The sequence below is a fragment of the Flavonifractor sp. An100 genome, from assembly GCF_002161175.1.
Lineage (GTDB): Bacteria > Bacillota > Clostridia > Oscillospirales > Oscillospiraceae > Lawsonibacter.
This window is the reverse complement of record NZ_NFMA01000012.1, coordinates 56,273-71,880: the sequence shown is the minus strand read 5'-3', so window position 1 is coordinate 71,880 and position 15,608 is coordinate 56,273. Positions and strand designations below refer to the sequence as shown.

At 58.7% G+C, this 15,608-nt stretch carries 14 protein-coding genes and 1 riboswitch; of the genes, 13 read left to right on the top strand and 1 reads right to left on the bottom strand.

The window, feature by feature from the left end; all coding sequences use genetic code 11:
* Positions 1 to 347 precede the first annotated feature (347 nt).
* The 7 genes from B5E43_RS08455 to B5E43_RS08425 all read left to right on the top strand — a co-directional run bounded on the left by B5E43_RS08455 (position 348) and on the right by B5E43_RS08425 (position 7,491).
* Positions 348 to 1,838 (top strand): tripartite tricarboxylate transporter permease, encoded by a 1,491-nt coding sequence (locus B5E43_RS08455; RefSeq protein ID WP_087395756.1) that lies wholly within the window; start codon positions 348 to 350, stop codon positions 1,836 to 1,838.
* Between the two features lie 211 nt (positions 1,839 to 2,049).
* Positions 2,050 to 2,607, top strand: coding sequence for a TspO/MBR family protein (locus tag B5E43_RS08450; RefSeq protein WP_343214289.1), 558 nt, complete (start codon positions 2,050 to 2,052; stop codon positions 2,605 to 2,607).
* A 46-nt stretch (positions 2,608 to 2,653) separates the two neighbouring features.
* Entirely contained in the window at positions 2,654 to 3,325 is a 672-nt protein-coding gene (locus tag B5E43_RS08445) for a Crp/Fnr family transcriptional regulator (RefSeq protein WP_087395754.1), read from the top strand.
* 166 nt (positions 3,326 to 3,491) lie between these two features.
* On the top strand, positions 3,492 to 4,133 hold the full coding sequence (locus tag B5E43_RS08440; protein ID WP_087395752.1) for a TrkA C-terminal domain-containing protein: 642 nt from the start codon (positions 3,492 to 3,494) through the stop codon (positions 4,131 to 4,133).
* A 196-nt stretch (positions 4,134 to 4,329) separates the two neighbouring features.
* Entirely contained in the window at positions 4,330 to 5,337 is a 1,008-nt protein-coding gene (locus B5E43_RS15500) for an ABC transporter substrate-binding protein (RefSeq protein WP_087395750.1), read from the top strand.
* A 44-nt stretch (positions 5,338 to 5,381) separates the two neighbouring features.
* Positions 5,382 to 6,290, top strand: a complete 909-nt coding sequence (locus B5E43_RS15495) for an ABC transporter permease subunit (protein WP_087395748.1) — start codon at positions 5,382 to 5,384, stop codon at positions 6,288 to 6,290.
* Positions 6,291 to 6,306: 16 nt separating this feature from the next.
* A complete protein-coding gene (locus B5E43_RS08425) occupies positions 6,307 to 7,491 on the top strand; it encodes a glycine betaine/L-proline ABC transporter ATP-binding protein (RefSeq protein ID WP_087395746.1) in 1,185 nt (394 codons plus the stop codon).
* 108 nt (positions 7,492 to 7,599) lie between these two features.
* On the opposite strand, the gene B5E43_RS08420 is transcribed toward B5E43_RS08425, so the two are convergent.
* On the bottom strand, positions 7,600 to 7,794 hold the full coding sequence (locus B5E43_RS08420) for a hypothetical protein (RefSeq protein WP_087395744.1): 195 nt from the start codon (positions 7,792 to 7,794) through the stop codon (positions 7,600 to 7,602).
* Between the two features lie 161 nt (positions 7,795 to 7,955).
* Positions 7,956 to 8,037: riboswitch (ZMP/ZTP riboswitch) on the top strand.
* Between the two features lie 53 nt (positions 8,038 to 8,090).
* Here B5E43_RS08420 and pflA point away from each other — a divergent pair.
* The 6 genes from pflA to B5E43_RS08390 all read left to right on the top strand — a co-directional run bounded on the left by pflA (position 8,091) and on the right by B5E43_RS08390 (position 15,518).
* Positions 8,091 to 8,846, top strand: a complete 756-nt coding sequence (gene pflA, locus B5E43_RS08415) for a pyruvate formate-lyase-activating protein (protein WP_087395742.1) — start codon at positions 8,091 to 8,093, stop codon at positions 8,844 to 8,846.
* A complete protein-coding gene (gene pflB, locus B5E43_RS08410) occupies positions 8,843 to 11,086 on the top strand; it encodes a formate C-acetyltransferase (RefSeq protein WP_087395740.1) in 2,244 nt (747 codons plus the stop codon). Before pflA ends, pflB begins: the two co-directional genes overlap by 4 nt.
* A 287-nt stretch (positions 11,087 to 11,373) precedes the next feature.
* The gene (locus B5E43_RS08405; protein ID WP_087395737.1) at positions 11,374 to 12,459 is read left to right on the top strand and encodes a sugar kinase; all 1,086 of its coding nucleotides are present in this window, start codon (positions 11,374 to 11,376) and stop codon (positions 12,457 to 12,459) included.
* 165 nt (positions 12,460 to 12,624) lie between these two features.
* Positions 12,625 to 13,716: an ABC transporter substrate-binding protein gene (locus B5E43_RS08400; RefSeq protein ID WP_242964773.1), complete on the top strand. Its 1,092-nt coding sequence runs from the start codon at positions 12,625 to 12,627 to the stop codon at positions 13,714 to 13,716.
* A gap of 34 nt (positions 13,717 to 13,750) precedes the next feature.
* Positions 13,751 to 14,755, top strand: coding sequence for an iron ABC transporter permease (locus B5E43_RS08395; RefSeq protein WP_087395735.1), 1,005 nt, complete (start codon positions 13,751 to 13,753; stop codon positions 14,753 to 14,755).
* On the top strand, positions 14,739 to 15,518 hold the full coding sequence (locus B5E43_RS08390; RefSeq protein ID WP_087395733.1) for an ABC transporter ATP-binding protein: 780 nt from the start codon (positions 14,739 to 14,741) through the stop codon (positions 15,516 to 15,518). Before B5E43_RS08395 ends, B5E43_RS08390 begins: the two co-directional genes overlap by 17 nt.
* Positions 15,519 to 15,608 lie beyond the last annotated feature (90 nt).

Here is a 15,608-nt window from a genome sequence, read left to right as displayed (position 1 = left end):
TATTTTGCTGCCCACAGTCTTCCATCTGGAGAACAAAAGCCGCTGTTTTGAAAAAACAGCGGCTTTTTTATGTTAAGATTCAAAGGAAAGTCGAAAAATGGTGTGCTTATATTATTCTTCTGCTGTGCATCTATGTACTGGCATTTCAGCCGGTGGGCTTTATTCTGGATACCATAGTGTTTTTGTTCCTGGAAATGTTGGTTCTCACGCCCAAAGAGAAGCGGAATCTTCCTTTACTGGGAATCCTGTCTGTTGCAACGCCGTTTATCATTTATACCTTGTTTGTGTATGCGATTAATACTCCCCTTCCCAAGGGCCTGTTCGGATTTTAAGGAGGTGCGGACGATATGGTAAATGAAGCAATCCAAATGGTGCTCCTGAATCCGGTGTGTCTGGGCTTGATCCTCTTCGGCGTGGTCATCGGTATCATTTTTGGAGCCGTGCCCGGTCTGTCCTCCACCATGGCTATGATTCTGTTTTTGCCCATGTCCTTTGGCATGGAGCCCATGAACGGTATCTCCTTGTTGATTGGCTTGTATCTGGGCGGCATCTCTGGCGGCCTGATTTCCGCCATCCTGCTAAAAATTCCCGGTACGGCCTCCTCCATTGCCACCGTTTTTGACGGCGGCCCCATGGCGGACAAGGGCAAGGCGGGAGAAGCCCTGGGTGTGGGCATCCTGACCTCCTTTGTCGGCGGCCTGATCAGCATTTTTGCCCTGATGTTTATTTCCCCCTATCTGGCCAAGGTTACACTGGCTTTCACGGCTGCCGAGTATTTTTCCATTGCCGTGTTTGCCCTGACTATTATCTCCAGCCTGTCCGGCAATTCTCTAATTAACGGCATTCTGGCTGGCTTGTTCGGCATCGCCCTCTCTCTGGTGGGTATTGCCCCCGTGGACGGTGCCATCCGCTTTGCCTTTGGTCAATCCCAGCTGTATGGCGGATTTGACTCTGTGGTCATCCTCATCGGCCTATATGCAGTCACTGATATTATTATGACCGGCTTTGGCCGCAAGAATATTTTAGGAACCGGAACAAAGTATCAGTACAACCTCAAAGGCTACGGCATCGGCGTCAAGGAATACCTCTCCCATTGGCGCAACATCATCCAGTCTGCTCTGGTGGGCCTAGGCATCGGCATCCTGCCCGGCATCGGCGGTTCCACCGCCAGCCTGCTGTCCTATACAACAGCCAAGAGTACGTCCAAGTATCCGGAGAAGTTCGGAACCGGCATCATTGACGGCGTGATTGCCTCCGAGACCTCCAACAACGCCGTAATCGGCGGCTCTCTGATCCCGCTGATCACCATGGGCATTCCCGGTAACGTGGCCACCGCTGTCTTCCTGGGCGGCCTGACCATCCACGGCATCTCTCCCGGTCCTCTGGTCTTCCAGAAGAGTGGTCAATACATCTATGGCATCTTTATCGCGCTGCTGGTGGCCAATGTGTTTATGATCGTCTGTGAGCGGGCCGGCCTGCGGTTCTTTGTAAAAATGCTGGATATCCCCAAGTATATTCTGCTACCCATCGTCATGGTCTGCTGTGTGATTGGCGCCTACTGCTCCAACTTTAGCATTTTCGATGTGTGGTGCGTGGCTATCTTTGGCCTGATTGGTCTTCTGTTCAAGGTACTGAAGGTGCCTGCAACTCCCATGATCATCGGCTTCATTCTGGGTTCTATGACCGAAGAAAATATGCGTCAGGCCCTGATGCAGACAGGCGGCGAATGGTCCATCTTCATCACCCGTCCCATCTCTCTGATTTTCCTGGTCATTGCGGTGCTCTCCGTGGCTATGACGATCCGGAAGCAGGTGGCCAAGCGGAAGGTCAAGGCCTAATTTTCCAGTATTTCTCGCAAAGGGAGCAAAACAAGTCCATATTTGGGAAAGAGCGTGGAAGGCACGCATCTCATTTAGGGAAACAGCCGCTGTTTTTAGCAGCGGCTGTTTCCTGTTAAACTGCATGCGTTGAAAGAGAAAGAGGGCGGTTTTGGCCTCTTTTTTGCATAGTTCCCGGCGTGGTACATATGCTAATAACGGGTGATGAGAAATGAAGCAAGGCGCATGGAAGCCATATGCGGCATGGATCCTTTTGGCTGAAGGGGTGGGCGGGCTAGCGGGCTGGCTGACCCGGGCGGACACCAAAGAATATGGCAGCAGCATTCGAAAGCCCCCACTATCCCCGCCAGGGCTGGTGTTTCCCATCGTTTGGGGAATCTTGTTTCTGCTAATGGGCATTGGAGCGGCCCGCATTTACCGCTCTCCCGACTCTCCTGCCCGCAGGCAGAGCCTGGTACTGTTTTTAGTGCAACTGGGCTTTAATTTTTTTTGGAGTATCCTATTCTTTTCCCTTCGGCGCTTTGGGCTGGCGTTTGGGTGGCTGCTGGCACTGTGGGAGCTGATTGTATGGATGATCCGGTCCTTCCACAAGGTTGACCCGGTGGCTGCAAATCCCCTATTTGCTCTGGGTGACCTTTGCGGCCTATTTGAATCTGGGCGTGTGGATGTTGAATTAAAAGAGGGATGGCCGCGGCAGAAAGGAATGTGCCGCGGCCGTCTTTGTAGTGGAAGGAGTTTTGCTTGCAGGGGGAGAAGGGGCGCTTTATAATAGATGGCGGTCAGACCTGAACACATAGGGAAAAGGGAGAAGCGGGATGGACAAGACGCAGCAAAGTGGAGCGACTGTGTTTGAGGGAATCTCTCCTCAGGAACTAGGTGGGATGCTAAAGTGCCTAAAGGCAAGAGAGCGAGAATTTGAAAAGGGGACCCGAATCCTGCAAGGGGGAGAGCGGGTAACGGAGCTGGGGCTGGTCCGGTGTGGAAGTGTACTCATACAAAACGATGACATATGGGGACACACCACCATATTGGCGCGGGTGGGGCCGGGGGAACTCTTTGCTGAGACCTATGCCTGCTCCGGGGAACCACTGATGGTGGATGTCGTGGCCGCGGAGCCCACCAAGGTACTGTTTCTTCAAATTAGCCAGGTGTTGCACACCTGTCCAAACAACTGCGACGGTCACAGTAAACTGATCGGAAATCTGCTGAAGGTGCTGGCACAAAAAAATCTAGTTTTATCCCGGAAAATCAGCTATACCTCGGCGAGGTCGATCCGGGGGCGTTTGATGGCCTATCTGTCGGATCAGGCAAAAGCCAACCAAAGTCACAGCTTTACCATTCCCTTCGACCGCCAGCAGTTGGCGGACTACCTCAATGTGGAGCGTAGTGCTCTGTCCAATGAATTGAGTAAAATGTGCCGGGAAGGGCTGATTTCTACCAACCGGAGTCAGTTTCAGCTTTTGTCCCATGGGGGTCTGGAACGGTAAGGCGGTGTTGGCAGGAGAGATGCGGCGTTGCATTTTTTGATAGTTGTGTTAGAATGTGGTAACGAAATGAGATTGCCCCAGAGATTTATGAGGGTGAGATAGAAAAACGGCTTTTCAGGGGCAACGTTGAGCTGCAGCTTTTGAAGCCGGGAGGGAGAGGGCACCAATGAAACAATCAGCCAGGCCGCCAATCTACTATCAGGTGGCGTTTGACGTTGCATCCAAGATTGCGGCAGGCGATCTAAAGGAGGGGGACCGGTTTTCCGGCCGTTCTCTGATGGGGTCTCAATATGGGGTGTCCCCCGAGACCATTCGTCGGGCACTGGGACACCTCAACGATCTAGGAATTGTATCCATCAAAAATAACAGCGGGTCCACTGTCCTGTCCCAAAAGCGGGCGAAGGAGTATGTGGAACAGTATCAGGCCAATTTGGATCTGCTGTCCCTGAAAATCAAACTGCGGGAAATGGTGGCTCAGAGAGATGCATTAAATGCCGAGATCAATCATATATCTGATCAGATTGTGGATCTGCTGGAGCGTTTTCGGTCCAGCGACCGGTTTCGCACCTATGAATTTCCCATTCAAAAGGACTGTGCGGTGACAGGGCAAACCATTGGCGCTATCCGGTTTCGGCAGCGTACCGGTGCTACCATAGTAGCCATTCAAAAAGGATCCGAACTACAGCTTTCTCCCGGCCCGGAGACAGAACTGGCTCAGGGAGATGTGCTGGTGGTGGCCTGTGAACTGTCCCAAATAGATCAGGTGTCTCAATTGATCAGCCCCCGTGAGATGCCTCAGGAGGAGTAGTTCCCCAGGGCAAGATATACACAACAAAGCGCCCCGGATCGTTGAAGATCTGGGGCGCTTTGTTACCTATTCGACAAAACTTTTACAAAACTGTAACTTGACGAAGTGACAACTTATAGGTTAATATAAGGTTGTCAGAAAATTGCGCGGATCGCGTGAGCGTCAATCGCATAAAAGGGAAAGGACGGATTGAACTATGAAGAAGAGAGCTTTGTTGTCAGGCCTTCTGGCCGCTGCCCTGATGCTGGGTCTGGCGGGCTGCGGAGGAAGCAATACGTCCTCCAGCGGGAGCGGGGGTTCGGAGGGTTCGGCCCCCAAGGAGAAGACCTCCATCACCTTTGCCGATGTGCAGTGGGACTCCATCAAGCTGAACAACGCCCTGGCCGGGCTGGTGGCCGAGCATGTCTTTGGCTACACCTGGGAGGAGACCCCCGGCTCCACGCCCATCCTCCACGAGGCCCTCATCGGGGGAGACATTGATGTACATATGGAGGAGTGGACGGACAACATCCCCGCCTACCAGACCGACCTGGAGGCCGGCAAGTTTACCGAACTGGGGGTCAACTTTGACGACAACTACCAGGGCTTCTATATCCCCCGGTATCTGGCCGATCAATACCCCGACCTGAAGACGGTAAAGGACCTGGCCAAGTACCCCGACCTCTTCCCCGACCCCGAGGATTCCTCCAAGGGCATCATCTACGGCGGGATCACCGGCTGGGAGATCACCGAGATCATGGAGAAGAAGGTGGCCGCCTACGGCCTGGACGAGTACTATAACTATTTCGTCTCCGGCTCCGACGCGGTGCTCAGCGCCGCCATGACCTCCGCCTGGGACAGACAGGAGCCCATCGTGGCCTACTACTGGGAGCCCACCTGGCTGCTGGGCAAATATGATTTCGTGCTGCTGGAGGACGATCCCTATGATCCCGAGCAGTATCAGGAGGGCATCGGGGCCTGCCCGGCGGTGCGGGTCACCGTGGCGGTGAGCAACGACTTTGCCGCCTCCAACCCGGAGTTCTGTGAATTCTTGTCCAAGTTCTCCATGCCCTCGGCCACCATCAGCGAGGCCCTGGCCTACATGCAGGACAACAACGCCGACTATGAGCAGGCCGCCCTGTGGCTGCTCACCGAGTCCCACCCCGAGCTCATCGACCAGTGGCTCACTGCCGACCAGGCCGAGACCATGAAGGCCGCCCTGTAAGGGCCGCCTGTGTGGAATAACCCCAAAGATCCGAGGTGTCTTTCATGGAATGGCTGTTTGAATTTCCCGAGGTACTGAAACCGAATTTCACGGCGATCGACAACGCGGTGCGTGCCTTTGCCGTCTGGGCCGACCCGGTCCTGTCCGCCATCAGCGGCGGCCTTCAGGGCATGGTCAGCGGCATCAGCTTTCTGCTGGGCCACATTCCCTGGCCCCTGCTGGTGGCGCTGGTGGTGTTCATGGGCTGGAAGTCCTGCCGGCGGCTGCGTACCGGTGTCCTCTACGGCATCCTGTTCGCCGTGATCGGCGCCGTGGGCTACTGGGATATGATGCTGGTGACCCTGTCCATTGTCATTTCCAGCTTTATCATCTCCCTGGTCATTGGCCTGCCGGTGGGCATCCTGCTCTCCGGCTCCGACCGGGCCAACCGCATCGTCCGGCCAATCCTGGACACCATGCAGACTATGCCCAGCTTCGTCTATCTGATCCCCGCCATGATCCTTTTTGGGATCGGCAACCCCTCGGCGGTGCTGGCCACGGTGATCTACGCCGTGGTGCCGGTGATCCGGCTGACCAGCCTGGGTATCCGCCAGGTGGACAAAGAGGTGGTGGAGGCCGCCAAGGCCTTCGGCTCCACCAAGCGGCAGGCCCTCTTCAAGGTCCAGATCCCCCAGGCCCTGCCCACCATTATGACCGGCGTCAACCAGACCCTGATGATGGCCATGGCCATGGTGGTCACCTGCTCCATGATCGGCGCCCGGGGCCTTGGCATGGAGATCCTCAACGCCGTCAACCGTCTGGAGATCGGCCGGGGCCTCTTTGCCGGCTCCTCGGTGGTCATCCTGGCCATCATTCTGGACCGGACCACCCAGGGCTTGTTCTCCAAGGAGAAGGAGGGCCAGGCTCAGGCGGGGGAGACCCGCGACGTGACGGCGGGCGGAAAGCAGCAGTGAGAGAGGGGGAGACGATATGAGCGAACAAAAGGATACGATTCTCAGCGTACAGCACGTCTCCAAGCTCTACGGCATGAACAAGGCCGAGGCGGCGAAAATGATGGAGGCGGGGTCCAACAAGGACGAGGTCTATAAGAAAACCGGGGTCACCGTGGCTCTGTGGGACGTGAATCTGGAGATTCCCAGAGGGAAGATCTTCGTGATCATCGGCCTGTCCGGGTCGGGAAAGTCCACCGTTGTCCGTTGCTTCAACCGGCTGAACAAGCCCACCTCCGGCAAGGTGCTGTTTGAGGGACAGGATCTGGCGGAGATGGACAAAAAGCAGCTGCTGGAGTTCCGCCGCAACAAGATCTCCATGGTCTTCCAGTCCTTCGGCCTGATGAGCCACCGGGACGTGCTGGGCAATGTGGCCTACGGCCTGGAGGTCAAGGGCATGTCCCGGGCCGAGCGGGAGGAGAAGGCCAAAAAGGTCATCTCCATGGTGGGTCTGGAGGGCTGGGAGCACCAGAGCTGCGGCCAGCTCTCCGGCGGCATGCGCCAGCGGGTGGGCATCGCCCGGGCCCTGGCCAACGACCCGGAGGTCCTCCTCATGGATGAGCCCTTCTCCGCCCTGGACCCCCTGGTGCGGCGGGATATGCAGTTTGAACTGCTCCAGATCCAGCGCAAGCTGCAAAAGACGGTGGTGTTCATCACCCACGACATGGACGAGGCCTTTAAGCTGGGGGACATGGTAGCTATTATGCGGGACGGCAAGGTGGTCCAGGTGGACACTCCTGAGGGCATGAGCGCCAACCCCGCCGACGACTATGTCCGGGACTTTACCGGCAGCGCCGACAAGTCCAAGGTCACCACCGTGCGCAACATCATGATCACCCCCTCCAGCCTGGTGCGGCTGTCGGAAAGCCCGGCCCTGGCCATTCAGGAGATGCGGAAGAATGCCCTGTCCACGGTGTACGTGGTGGACGACCGGCTGTGCCTGGTGGGGATCCTCACCATTCAGGACGCCATTCGTGCCCAGAAGGACGGGCTTGCCATTGCCCAGGTGGTGCGCCGGGAGGTGCAGACCACCGCCATGGACGCCCTGGTGGCCGACATTATGCCGGTGGCCGCCGAGGCCCCCTATCCCATTGCGGTGGTGGATGAGGATGGTCAGCTCAAGGGCATTGTCACCAAGGCCAGTGTGCTGTCTGCCCTTTTATAACTGCATATTAGAAATAAAACAGGGGCCCGGCTTTTCCTCAAGCCGGGCCCCTGTTTTGTGGCATAGTGGGTTGTGGAAGATAGCGGAAAGAGGGAAACGGGCAGGGCTTTAGCGAGCCTGATATCTGGGCTGTAAGGCGTACAGCTGGTGGCACAGCAGGGAACAGTTGTCCAGGTGGAATTTTAAGTAGCGCTTTTTGGCCTGGCGCTGGATGGCCTGTTGGCGCTGAAACTCCTGCCATTGCAGACAGAGCTTGTGGCAGCCGGGTTGGTAGGACGGACAGGTAGCTTGACAGGGCATCATAAAACATCCACTCCTTTTGTGTATAGTGTATAGGATAATAGGGGAAAGCACTACCATCTATATGTAAAACCTGGGTGAAACTATGCAACATGGAAGGATTATCTACAACCCCAAAGAGACAAAACGCCCCCTTGACAAATGAGTGGATGCATGATATAAGTGGATTATCATATGACTGACGGATAATGTGGAGCCTACCACATGGAGTATGATGAAATGAAGCCGACCGTCTGGGCGAGAAAAGCCCGGATTGTCGGCTTTTCTGTTTTTATACCGGAAGGGAGGCAACACAGAGTATGACAGTGGGACGCATCCATTCGGTGGAGTCCATGGGACTGGTGGATGGTCCGGGCATCCGCACGGTGGTGTTTCTTCAGGGGTGCCGGCTGCGCTGCCGGTACTGCCACAATCCGGACACCTGGTCCATGGAGAACCATAAGGCCCTGGAGCTCCGGCCCCAGGAGCTGGTGGACCGGCTGGTGCGGTTCAAGCCTTACTACGGCGCTGAGGGCGGGGTGACCTTTTCCGGGGGAGAACCCCTCCTTCAGCCGGAATTTCTGGCCCAGACGCTGCGGCTGTGCCAAAAGGCGGGCATCCACACCTGCCTGGATACGGCCGGGTGCGGCCTGGGGAGCTACGAGGGGATCCTGGACCACACCGATCTGGTCCTTCTGGATGTCAAGCATTACACGCCGGAGGGCTATGAGCGGATCACGGGGCAATCCATGGAGGCCTTTGAAGGCTTTTGGCAGGCTACCCAGAGGAAGGGAACGCCGCTGTGGGTGCGCCATGTGGTGGTCCCCGGCCTGACGGACAGCCGGGAGCACCTGGAGGGGCTGGAACACTATTTAAAGACATGGAAGCATATCCAGCGGGTGGAGCTGCTGCCCTACCATACCCTGGGGGTACACAAATATCAGACCATGGGCATTCCCTATCCCCTGGAGGGGGTGCCTGCCATGGAGGAAGGAAAGCTGGAGGACTGGAACCGGCGGCTGAATGAAGTCTGTTGCCGGACGATGACACAAATAAGAAAGGAACGGGAGCTATGAGTATCGACGTCAATTGCACCGCTTGGAGCGGATTTCGGACAGGCGAGTGGCGCCACCTGGTGAACGTGCGCAACTTCATTCAGAAAAACTACACCCCCTACCAGGGGGACGGGGACTTTTTAGCCCCCATCTCCCCCAAGACGGCCAAGGTCTGGGAAAAGGCGGAGGCTCTGATCGTGGAGGAGATCCAGAAGGGGATCATTGATGTGGAGACCCATGTGGTCTCGGGCATCGACAACTTTGAGCCGGGATACATCGACCGGGAGAACGAGGTGATCGTGGGCCTGCAAACCGACGCCCCCCTCAAGCGCATCGTCAACCTGTACGGCGGCATGCGCACGGCCATCTCCGCCCTGGACCAGTTTGGCTACCACCTGGACCCGGAAATTGAGAAGCACTTCCGTCTGTACCGCAAGACCCACAACGACGGCGTCTTTGACGCCTACCCCGAGCGCACCCGCCTGGCCCGCCACGCCGGCCTGCTCACCGGCCTGCCCGACGCCTACGGCCGGGGCCGGATCGTGGGCGACTACCGCCGGGTGCCCCTGTACGGCACCGACTTCCTCATCGAGGAGAAGCGGAAGGACCTGGACATGCTGGACGGCCCCATGACCGACGAGCGCATCCGCCTGCGGGAGGAGGTCCAGATGCAGATCCGGGCCCTGGAGGAGATGGCCCGGATGGCCAAGCGGTATGGCTGTGACATCACCCGCCCGGCGGAGAACGCCCGGGAGGCGGTGCAGAACCTGTACATGGCCTATCTGGCGGGCATCAAGGAGAACAACGGTGCCGCCACCTCCCTGGGCCGCACCGCCACCTTCCTGGATATCTACATCCAGCGGGACCTGGACCGGGGACTGCTGGACGAGCAGAGGGCCCAGGAGCTGATCGACCAGTTTGTCATCAAGCTGCGCCTGGTGCGCCACCTGCGCACGCCGGAGTATAACGAGCTCTTCGGAGGTGACCCCACCTGGGTCACCGAGTCCATCGGCGGCATGGGGGTGGACGGCCGAACCCTGGTGACCAAAAACTCCTTCCGCTACCTCCATACCCTCACCAATCTGGGCACCGCCCCTGAGCCAAACCTGACGGTGCTCTGGAGCAAGGACCTGCCCGAGGGCTTTAAGCGCTACTGCGCCAAAATGAGCATTGACACTGACTCCATCCAGTATGAGAGCGACGAGCTGATGCGGCCCATGTACGGGGATGACTACTGCATCGCCTGCTGCGTGTCCGCCATGGCGGTGGGCAAGCAGATGCAGTTCTTCGGGGCCCGGGCCAACCTGGCCAAGAGCCTGCTCTACGCCATCAACGGGGGCGTGGACGAGAAGAAGGGGGGTGTCATCATTCCGGGCATCCAGCACGACCTGGACGAGGTGTTGGACTACCCCAAGGTTTTGGGCAACTACAAAAAGGTGCTGGCCTATGTGGCTGAGCTCTATGTGGACACCATCAACATCATCCACTACATGCACGACAAATACGCCTATGAGAGCAGCCAGATGGCTCTCCACGACACCCTGGTGGACCGGCTGGCCGCCTTTGGAGTGGCGGGACTGTCCATCGCCGCCGACTCCCTGTCCGCCATCAAGTTTGCCAAGGTGCGGCCCATCCGCAACGAGCAGGGTATCGCCGTGGACTTCCAGGTGGAGGGGGACTTCCCCAAGTACGGCAACGACGACGACCGGGTGGACGACATCGCCGTGGAGCTGGTGTCCTACTTCTCCGCCGAGCTGAAAAAGCACCCCCTCTACCGGGGGGCCATTCACACCCTGTCTGCCCTCACCATTACCTCCAACGTGATGTACGGCAAGAAGACCGGCGCCACCCCCGACGGACGGAAGGCGGGAGAGCCCTTCGCCCCCGGCGCTAACCCCATGCACGGCCGGGATGTGAACGGAGCCCTGGCCTCCCTCAACTCCGTGGCCAAGATCCCCTACCGGGCGGTGTGTCAGGACGGCGTGTCCAATACCTTCTCCATCGTCCCCGGAGCCCTGGGAAAGACGGCCCAGGAGCGGACGGACAACCTGGTATCCATTCTGGACGGCTACTTTGTCCAGGGAGCTCACCATCTAAATGTCAACGTCATGAACCGGGAGGTGCTTCTGGACGCCATGGACCACCCGGAGCAGTATCCCACCCTGACCATCCGGGTCTCCGGCTATGCGGTGAACTTTAACCGCCTGAGCCGGGAGCAGCAGCTGGAGGTCATCAAGCGCACCTTCCACGAGAGCATGTAACCGCCCGAAGGTGGGGAGCCGATAAGAAAGAGGAAAGCTGGCCCGGAGGCAGATCATGGATCTGCCTCCGGGCCGGTTTTATAATGTGAAATCTCCCGTGGACGTTCCTCCTTCTGTACAGAATGGAAGGAAAAAATTTTGCCCATTTGCCACCTTGTATCCGGCAGCGCAGGTCGTGTATAATAGAGGTACAAAATTAAAACGACGTATCGTATTATGAAACGATTGCCGCGGCGATGGCTAAGACCTGCGGACCGGTGCCGCGCCATCTGTGAGGAGGAATCACCATGGAAGACTATAATCCCCTGTTAAAGCGGGACAACTCCTGCCGATTTATTACCATTGGAGAGATCATGCTCCGCCTGACCCCTCCTAACTACGGAAAGATCCGAGTGGCCACCGACTTTGAAGCCAGCTACGGAGGCAGTGAGGCCAACATTGCCCTGTCCCTGGCCAACCTGGGGGTGGACGCCACTTTTTTCAGCGTGGTGCCCAACAACAGCCTGGGAAAGAGTGCCATCCGTATGCTGCGCAGCAACGACGTACACTGCACGCCCATGATTTTGAGCACCCCCGAGGAGACGCCCAGCCACCGTTTGGGCTCCTATTACCTGGAGACAGGCTATGGGGTGCGGGCCAGCAAAGTCATTTATGACCGCAAGCACAGTGCCATCACCGAGTACGATTTCTCCAAGATGGACCTGGATAAGCTGCTGGAAAACTATGACTGGCTGCACCTGAGCGGCATCACCCCCGCCCTGTGTCCCAGCTGCGGTAAGCTGGTCATGGACTGCCTGAAGGCGGCCCGGGCCAAGGGCATGACCATTAGCTTTGACGGAAACTTCCGCAGCTCCCTGTGGACCTGGGAGGAGGCCCGGGACTTCTGTACCCAGTGCCTGCCCTACCTGGATGTGCTACTGGGGATCGAGCCCTACCATCTGTGGAAGGACGAGAATGACCACAGCAAGGGGGACTGGAAGGACGACATTCCCCTGCACCCAACCTACGAGCAGGAGGACATGGTATTCCGGGCCTTTGTGGAGCGCTATCCCAACCTGAAGTGCATTGCCCGCCACGTCCGCTATACCCACAGCGGCAGCGAAAACAGTCTGAAGGCCTTTATGTGGTACGACGGCCATACCTTTGAAAGCCGGATGTTCACCTTCAATGTGCTGGACCGGGTGGGGGGCGGCGACGCCTTTGCCAGTGGGCTGATCTATGCCATGATCAACGAGTACTCCCCTATGGACATGCTGAATTTTGCCGTGGCCAGCAGCGCCATCAAGCACACCATTCACGGGGACGGCAACATCACCGACGATGTGGAGACCATCCGGAATCTGATGAACATCAGCTACGATATCCAGCGGTAATGGGACCGTTCCATGGGATAAACTAACAAAAACGAGGGCGCAATGGCTGCATTGCGCCCTCGTTTGCTGAAATTTGGACCCGGAGGCGGAATTTCTTTGACAAAGGGTCTGGAGCAAGATAAAATGTCTGTTGCCTAATGTGTGCATAAAATTAAGGAGTGACTGATGTTGAAGAAGCAAGTATTCTCACGCGCGGTGGGACTGGCCCTGGCTGTGGTTATGGCGTTTGGCTGTGTCAGCTGCGGCAGCCAGTCCGCAGGCAGCTCCTCCCAAGGGAGCAGTGCCGGAAGTTCCGCCTCTGCCAGTAGCGCCTCCACCCAGCAGAGCCAGAAGGGATCCATTGTGCTTACCGACCAGGCCGGCCGGCAGGTGGAGCTGGAGGAGCCGGCCCAGACGGTGGTCAGCTGCTACTATATTTCCACCTATGCTGTCATCGCTCTGGGAGCGGCCGACCGGGTGGTGGGCCTGGAGAAAAAGGCGGATACCCGGCCCATCTATAGCATGGCAGCCCCTGAGCTGTTGGACAAGCCCCAGGTGGGCACCATGAAGGAGCTGGATGTGGAGGCCACTGCGGCTTTGAATCCCGACCTGGTCATCATGCCCAAGAAGCTGGCTGACTACGCCGATACCCTCACCCAGCTGGGGATCCCTGTGCTGGTGGTAAACCCGGAGAGTCACCAGGAGCTGGTGGAGATGCTCCAGCTGATGGGGACGGCCCTGGGCGTGGAGGACCGGGCTGCCGACCTGACCGACTATTATGAGGAGCAGCTGGAGCGCATGGCTCAGCTGACCGATGGCCTGGAGAAGCCTGTGGTCTACATGGGCAGCAATTCCTCCTACCTGGCCACCGCTCCCGCCGATATGTACCAGAGCACTCTCATTGACCAGGCGGGGGGGGTGAACGCAGCCGGAGAGCTGGAGGGCGACTACTGGACCGAAGTGTCCTATGAGGATGTGCTGGCTATGGCCCCCGAGGTTTTTGTCATTCCCGCCAGGGCGGAGTATACCGCCTCCGATGTGGAGAGTGATTCTCAGCTGGCTTCTTTGCCCGCCGTGGCCAACGGGGCGGTGTATCAGATGCCTGACGGCATTGAGGAGTGGGACTCCCCCATCCCCTCGGGCATTTTGGGCACCATGTGGCTGACCAGCGTGCTCCATCCCGAGGCCTATCCCTTTGAGGAGTTCACCGCGGACGCCCAGGCCTTCTACCAGGACTTTTATGGCTTCACCCTGGAGGAGTCCCTCATCACCAAGTAACAACGGCGAAACCATAGAGAAAGGGGAAAGGGCCATGAAGATGACGACCCGGGACCGGGCTGCGCTGGCAGCCTGTCTCCTCCTGGTGGGGGGAGTGGGGACGGTGTCGCTCTTGGTGGGCAGCTTTCCCCTTTCTTTGTCTCAGATCGCTTCCATTCTCGCCGGCGGAATGGAAGGGACGGTGGAGCGGCAGGTTTTCTGGCAGCTGCGGGTATCCCGGGTGTGCATGGCCCTGCTCACCGGCTGGGCCCTGGGGCTGGCGGGAGGGGTGTACCAGACGGTGTTCCGCAATCCGCTGGCCTCTCCCGATCTCACGGGGGTGGCCTCCGGGGCGTCCCTGGGGGCGGCCTGTGCCATCGTGCTGGGGGCGGGGGGACGGCTGGAAATCATGACCGGCTCCTTTTTTATGGGCATGGCCTCCCTGGCGCTGGTGCTGCTGCTGGTAAAGGCCGCCCATCTGGAGCGGACGGGGAGCTACATCCTGGCCGGGGTGATCGTCTCCTCCCTGGCGGAGGCCGGACTGATGGTGCTGAAAACCATGGCCGACCCGGAGCGGGAGCTGGCGGCCCTGGAGGTCTGGATCATGGGCAGCCTGTCCGCCATGACGGGGGATAAGCTGCCGGTCCCGGCGGCGGCGGTGGTGGGATGCACGGCCTTGCTCCTGCTGCTGCGCCGGCCCATCCTCATGCTCTCTTTGGGCTCCGAGCACGCCCGGGGGATGGGGCTGGACCCGGTGTTTTGGCGGGGAGTGCTCCTCACCCTGACCACAGGGATGGTGGCGGCGGTGGTGTCGGTGACCGGGGCGGTGGCCTTTGTGGGCCTGATCGCCCCCCATATCGCCTTCCTGCTGCTGGGGCGCCGGGGGGGACCCTATCTTATTTTGTGCGGCCTGGTGGGGGGCTTAGTGTTGCTGTGCGCCGACCTGCCCGCCCGGATCTACACCATGCCGCTGAGTATTTTCACCGTACTGATGGCGGTGCCGGTGCTGGGCGTGCTGCTTTGGCGGAGGAAGGAGGAGACCTATGGAGGGGATGCTTGAGGTAAAAAATCTCTCAGCGGGCTACCGCCTTCCGGTGGTGCGGGAGGTCTCCTTTTCCGTGGCGGCGGGGGAGCTGACCGCCCTGTTGGGCCGCAACGGCAGCGGAAAGTCCACCCTGCTCCGGGGGCTGACGGGAGGGGTGCCCTGGATGGAGGGGCAGGTGCTGGTGCGGGGGGAGGACTGCCAGACCCTGTCTCACCGGCAGCGGGCCCGGAGGCTGGCCCTTCTGCCCCAGCACACGCCGGTGTTTCCCGGCCTGCGGGTGGGGGAGGTGCTGGAGATGGGACGCTACCCCTGGGACGGCCCCTTGCGTCCGCCGGACCGGGAGACCCGGGCCCGGGTGCGGGCGGCGGCAGAGAAATTCGGAGTGGAGGGGCTGCTGGAGCGGGACTGCGCTGCCCTCAGCCAGGGCCAACGGCAGCTGGTCCATTTGGCCCGCACCGTGGTGCAGGATGCCCCGGTATTGCTGCTGGACGAGCCCAATAGTGCCCTGGACTTTCCTAATACCCACCAGCTCTTCCGTACCCTGACCCGTCTGCTGGAGGAGGGGGAGCGGTGTGCCCTGGTGGTCCTGCACGACCCGGCTCTGGCGCTGCGGTGGTGCACGCGCCTGCTGCTGCTGGAGGATGGGCGGCTGACGGGGGAACTGCGCCCGGGAACCACCCCTTTAGGTGACATTCAATCCGCCCTGGGCCTGCTGTACCCGGGCATTGCGGTCAAAGAGGACAAGGAGAGCGGCCATTTCTTCTGTACCATTGAGTAAAAGGGAGAAAATCGGATTTTTAGGGGGAAAATGGTGGAAAACTCTGCGATTCTTTCTAAAATTTGATATAATGTCTCTCGTTCGTGTGTT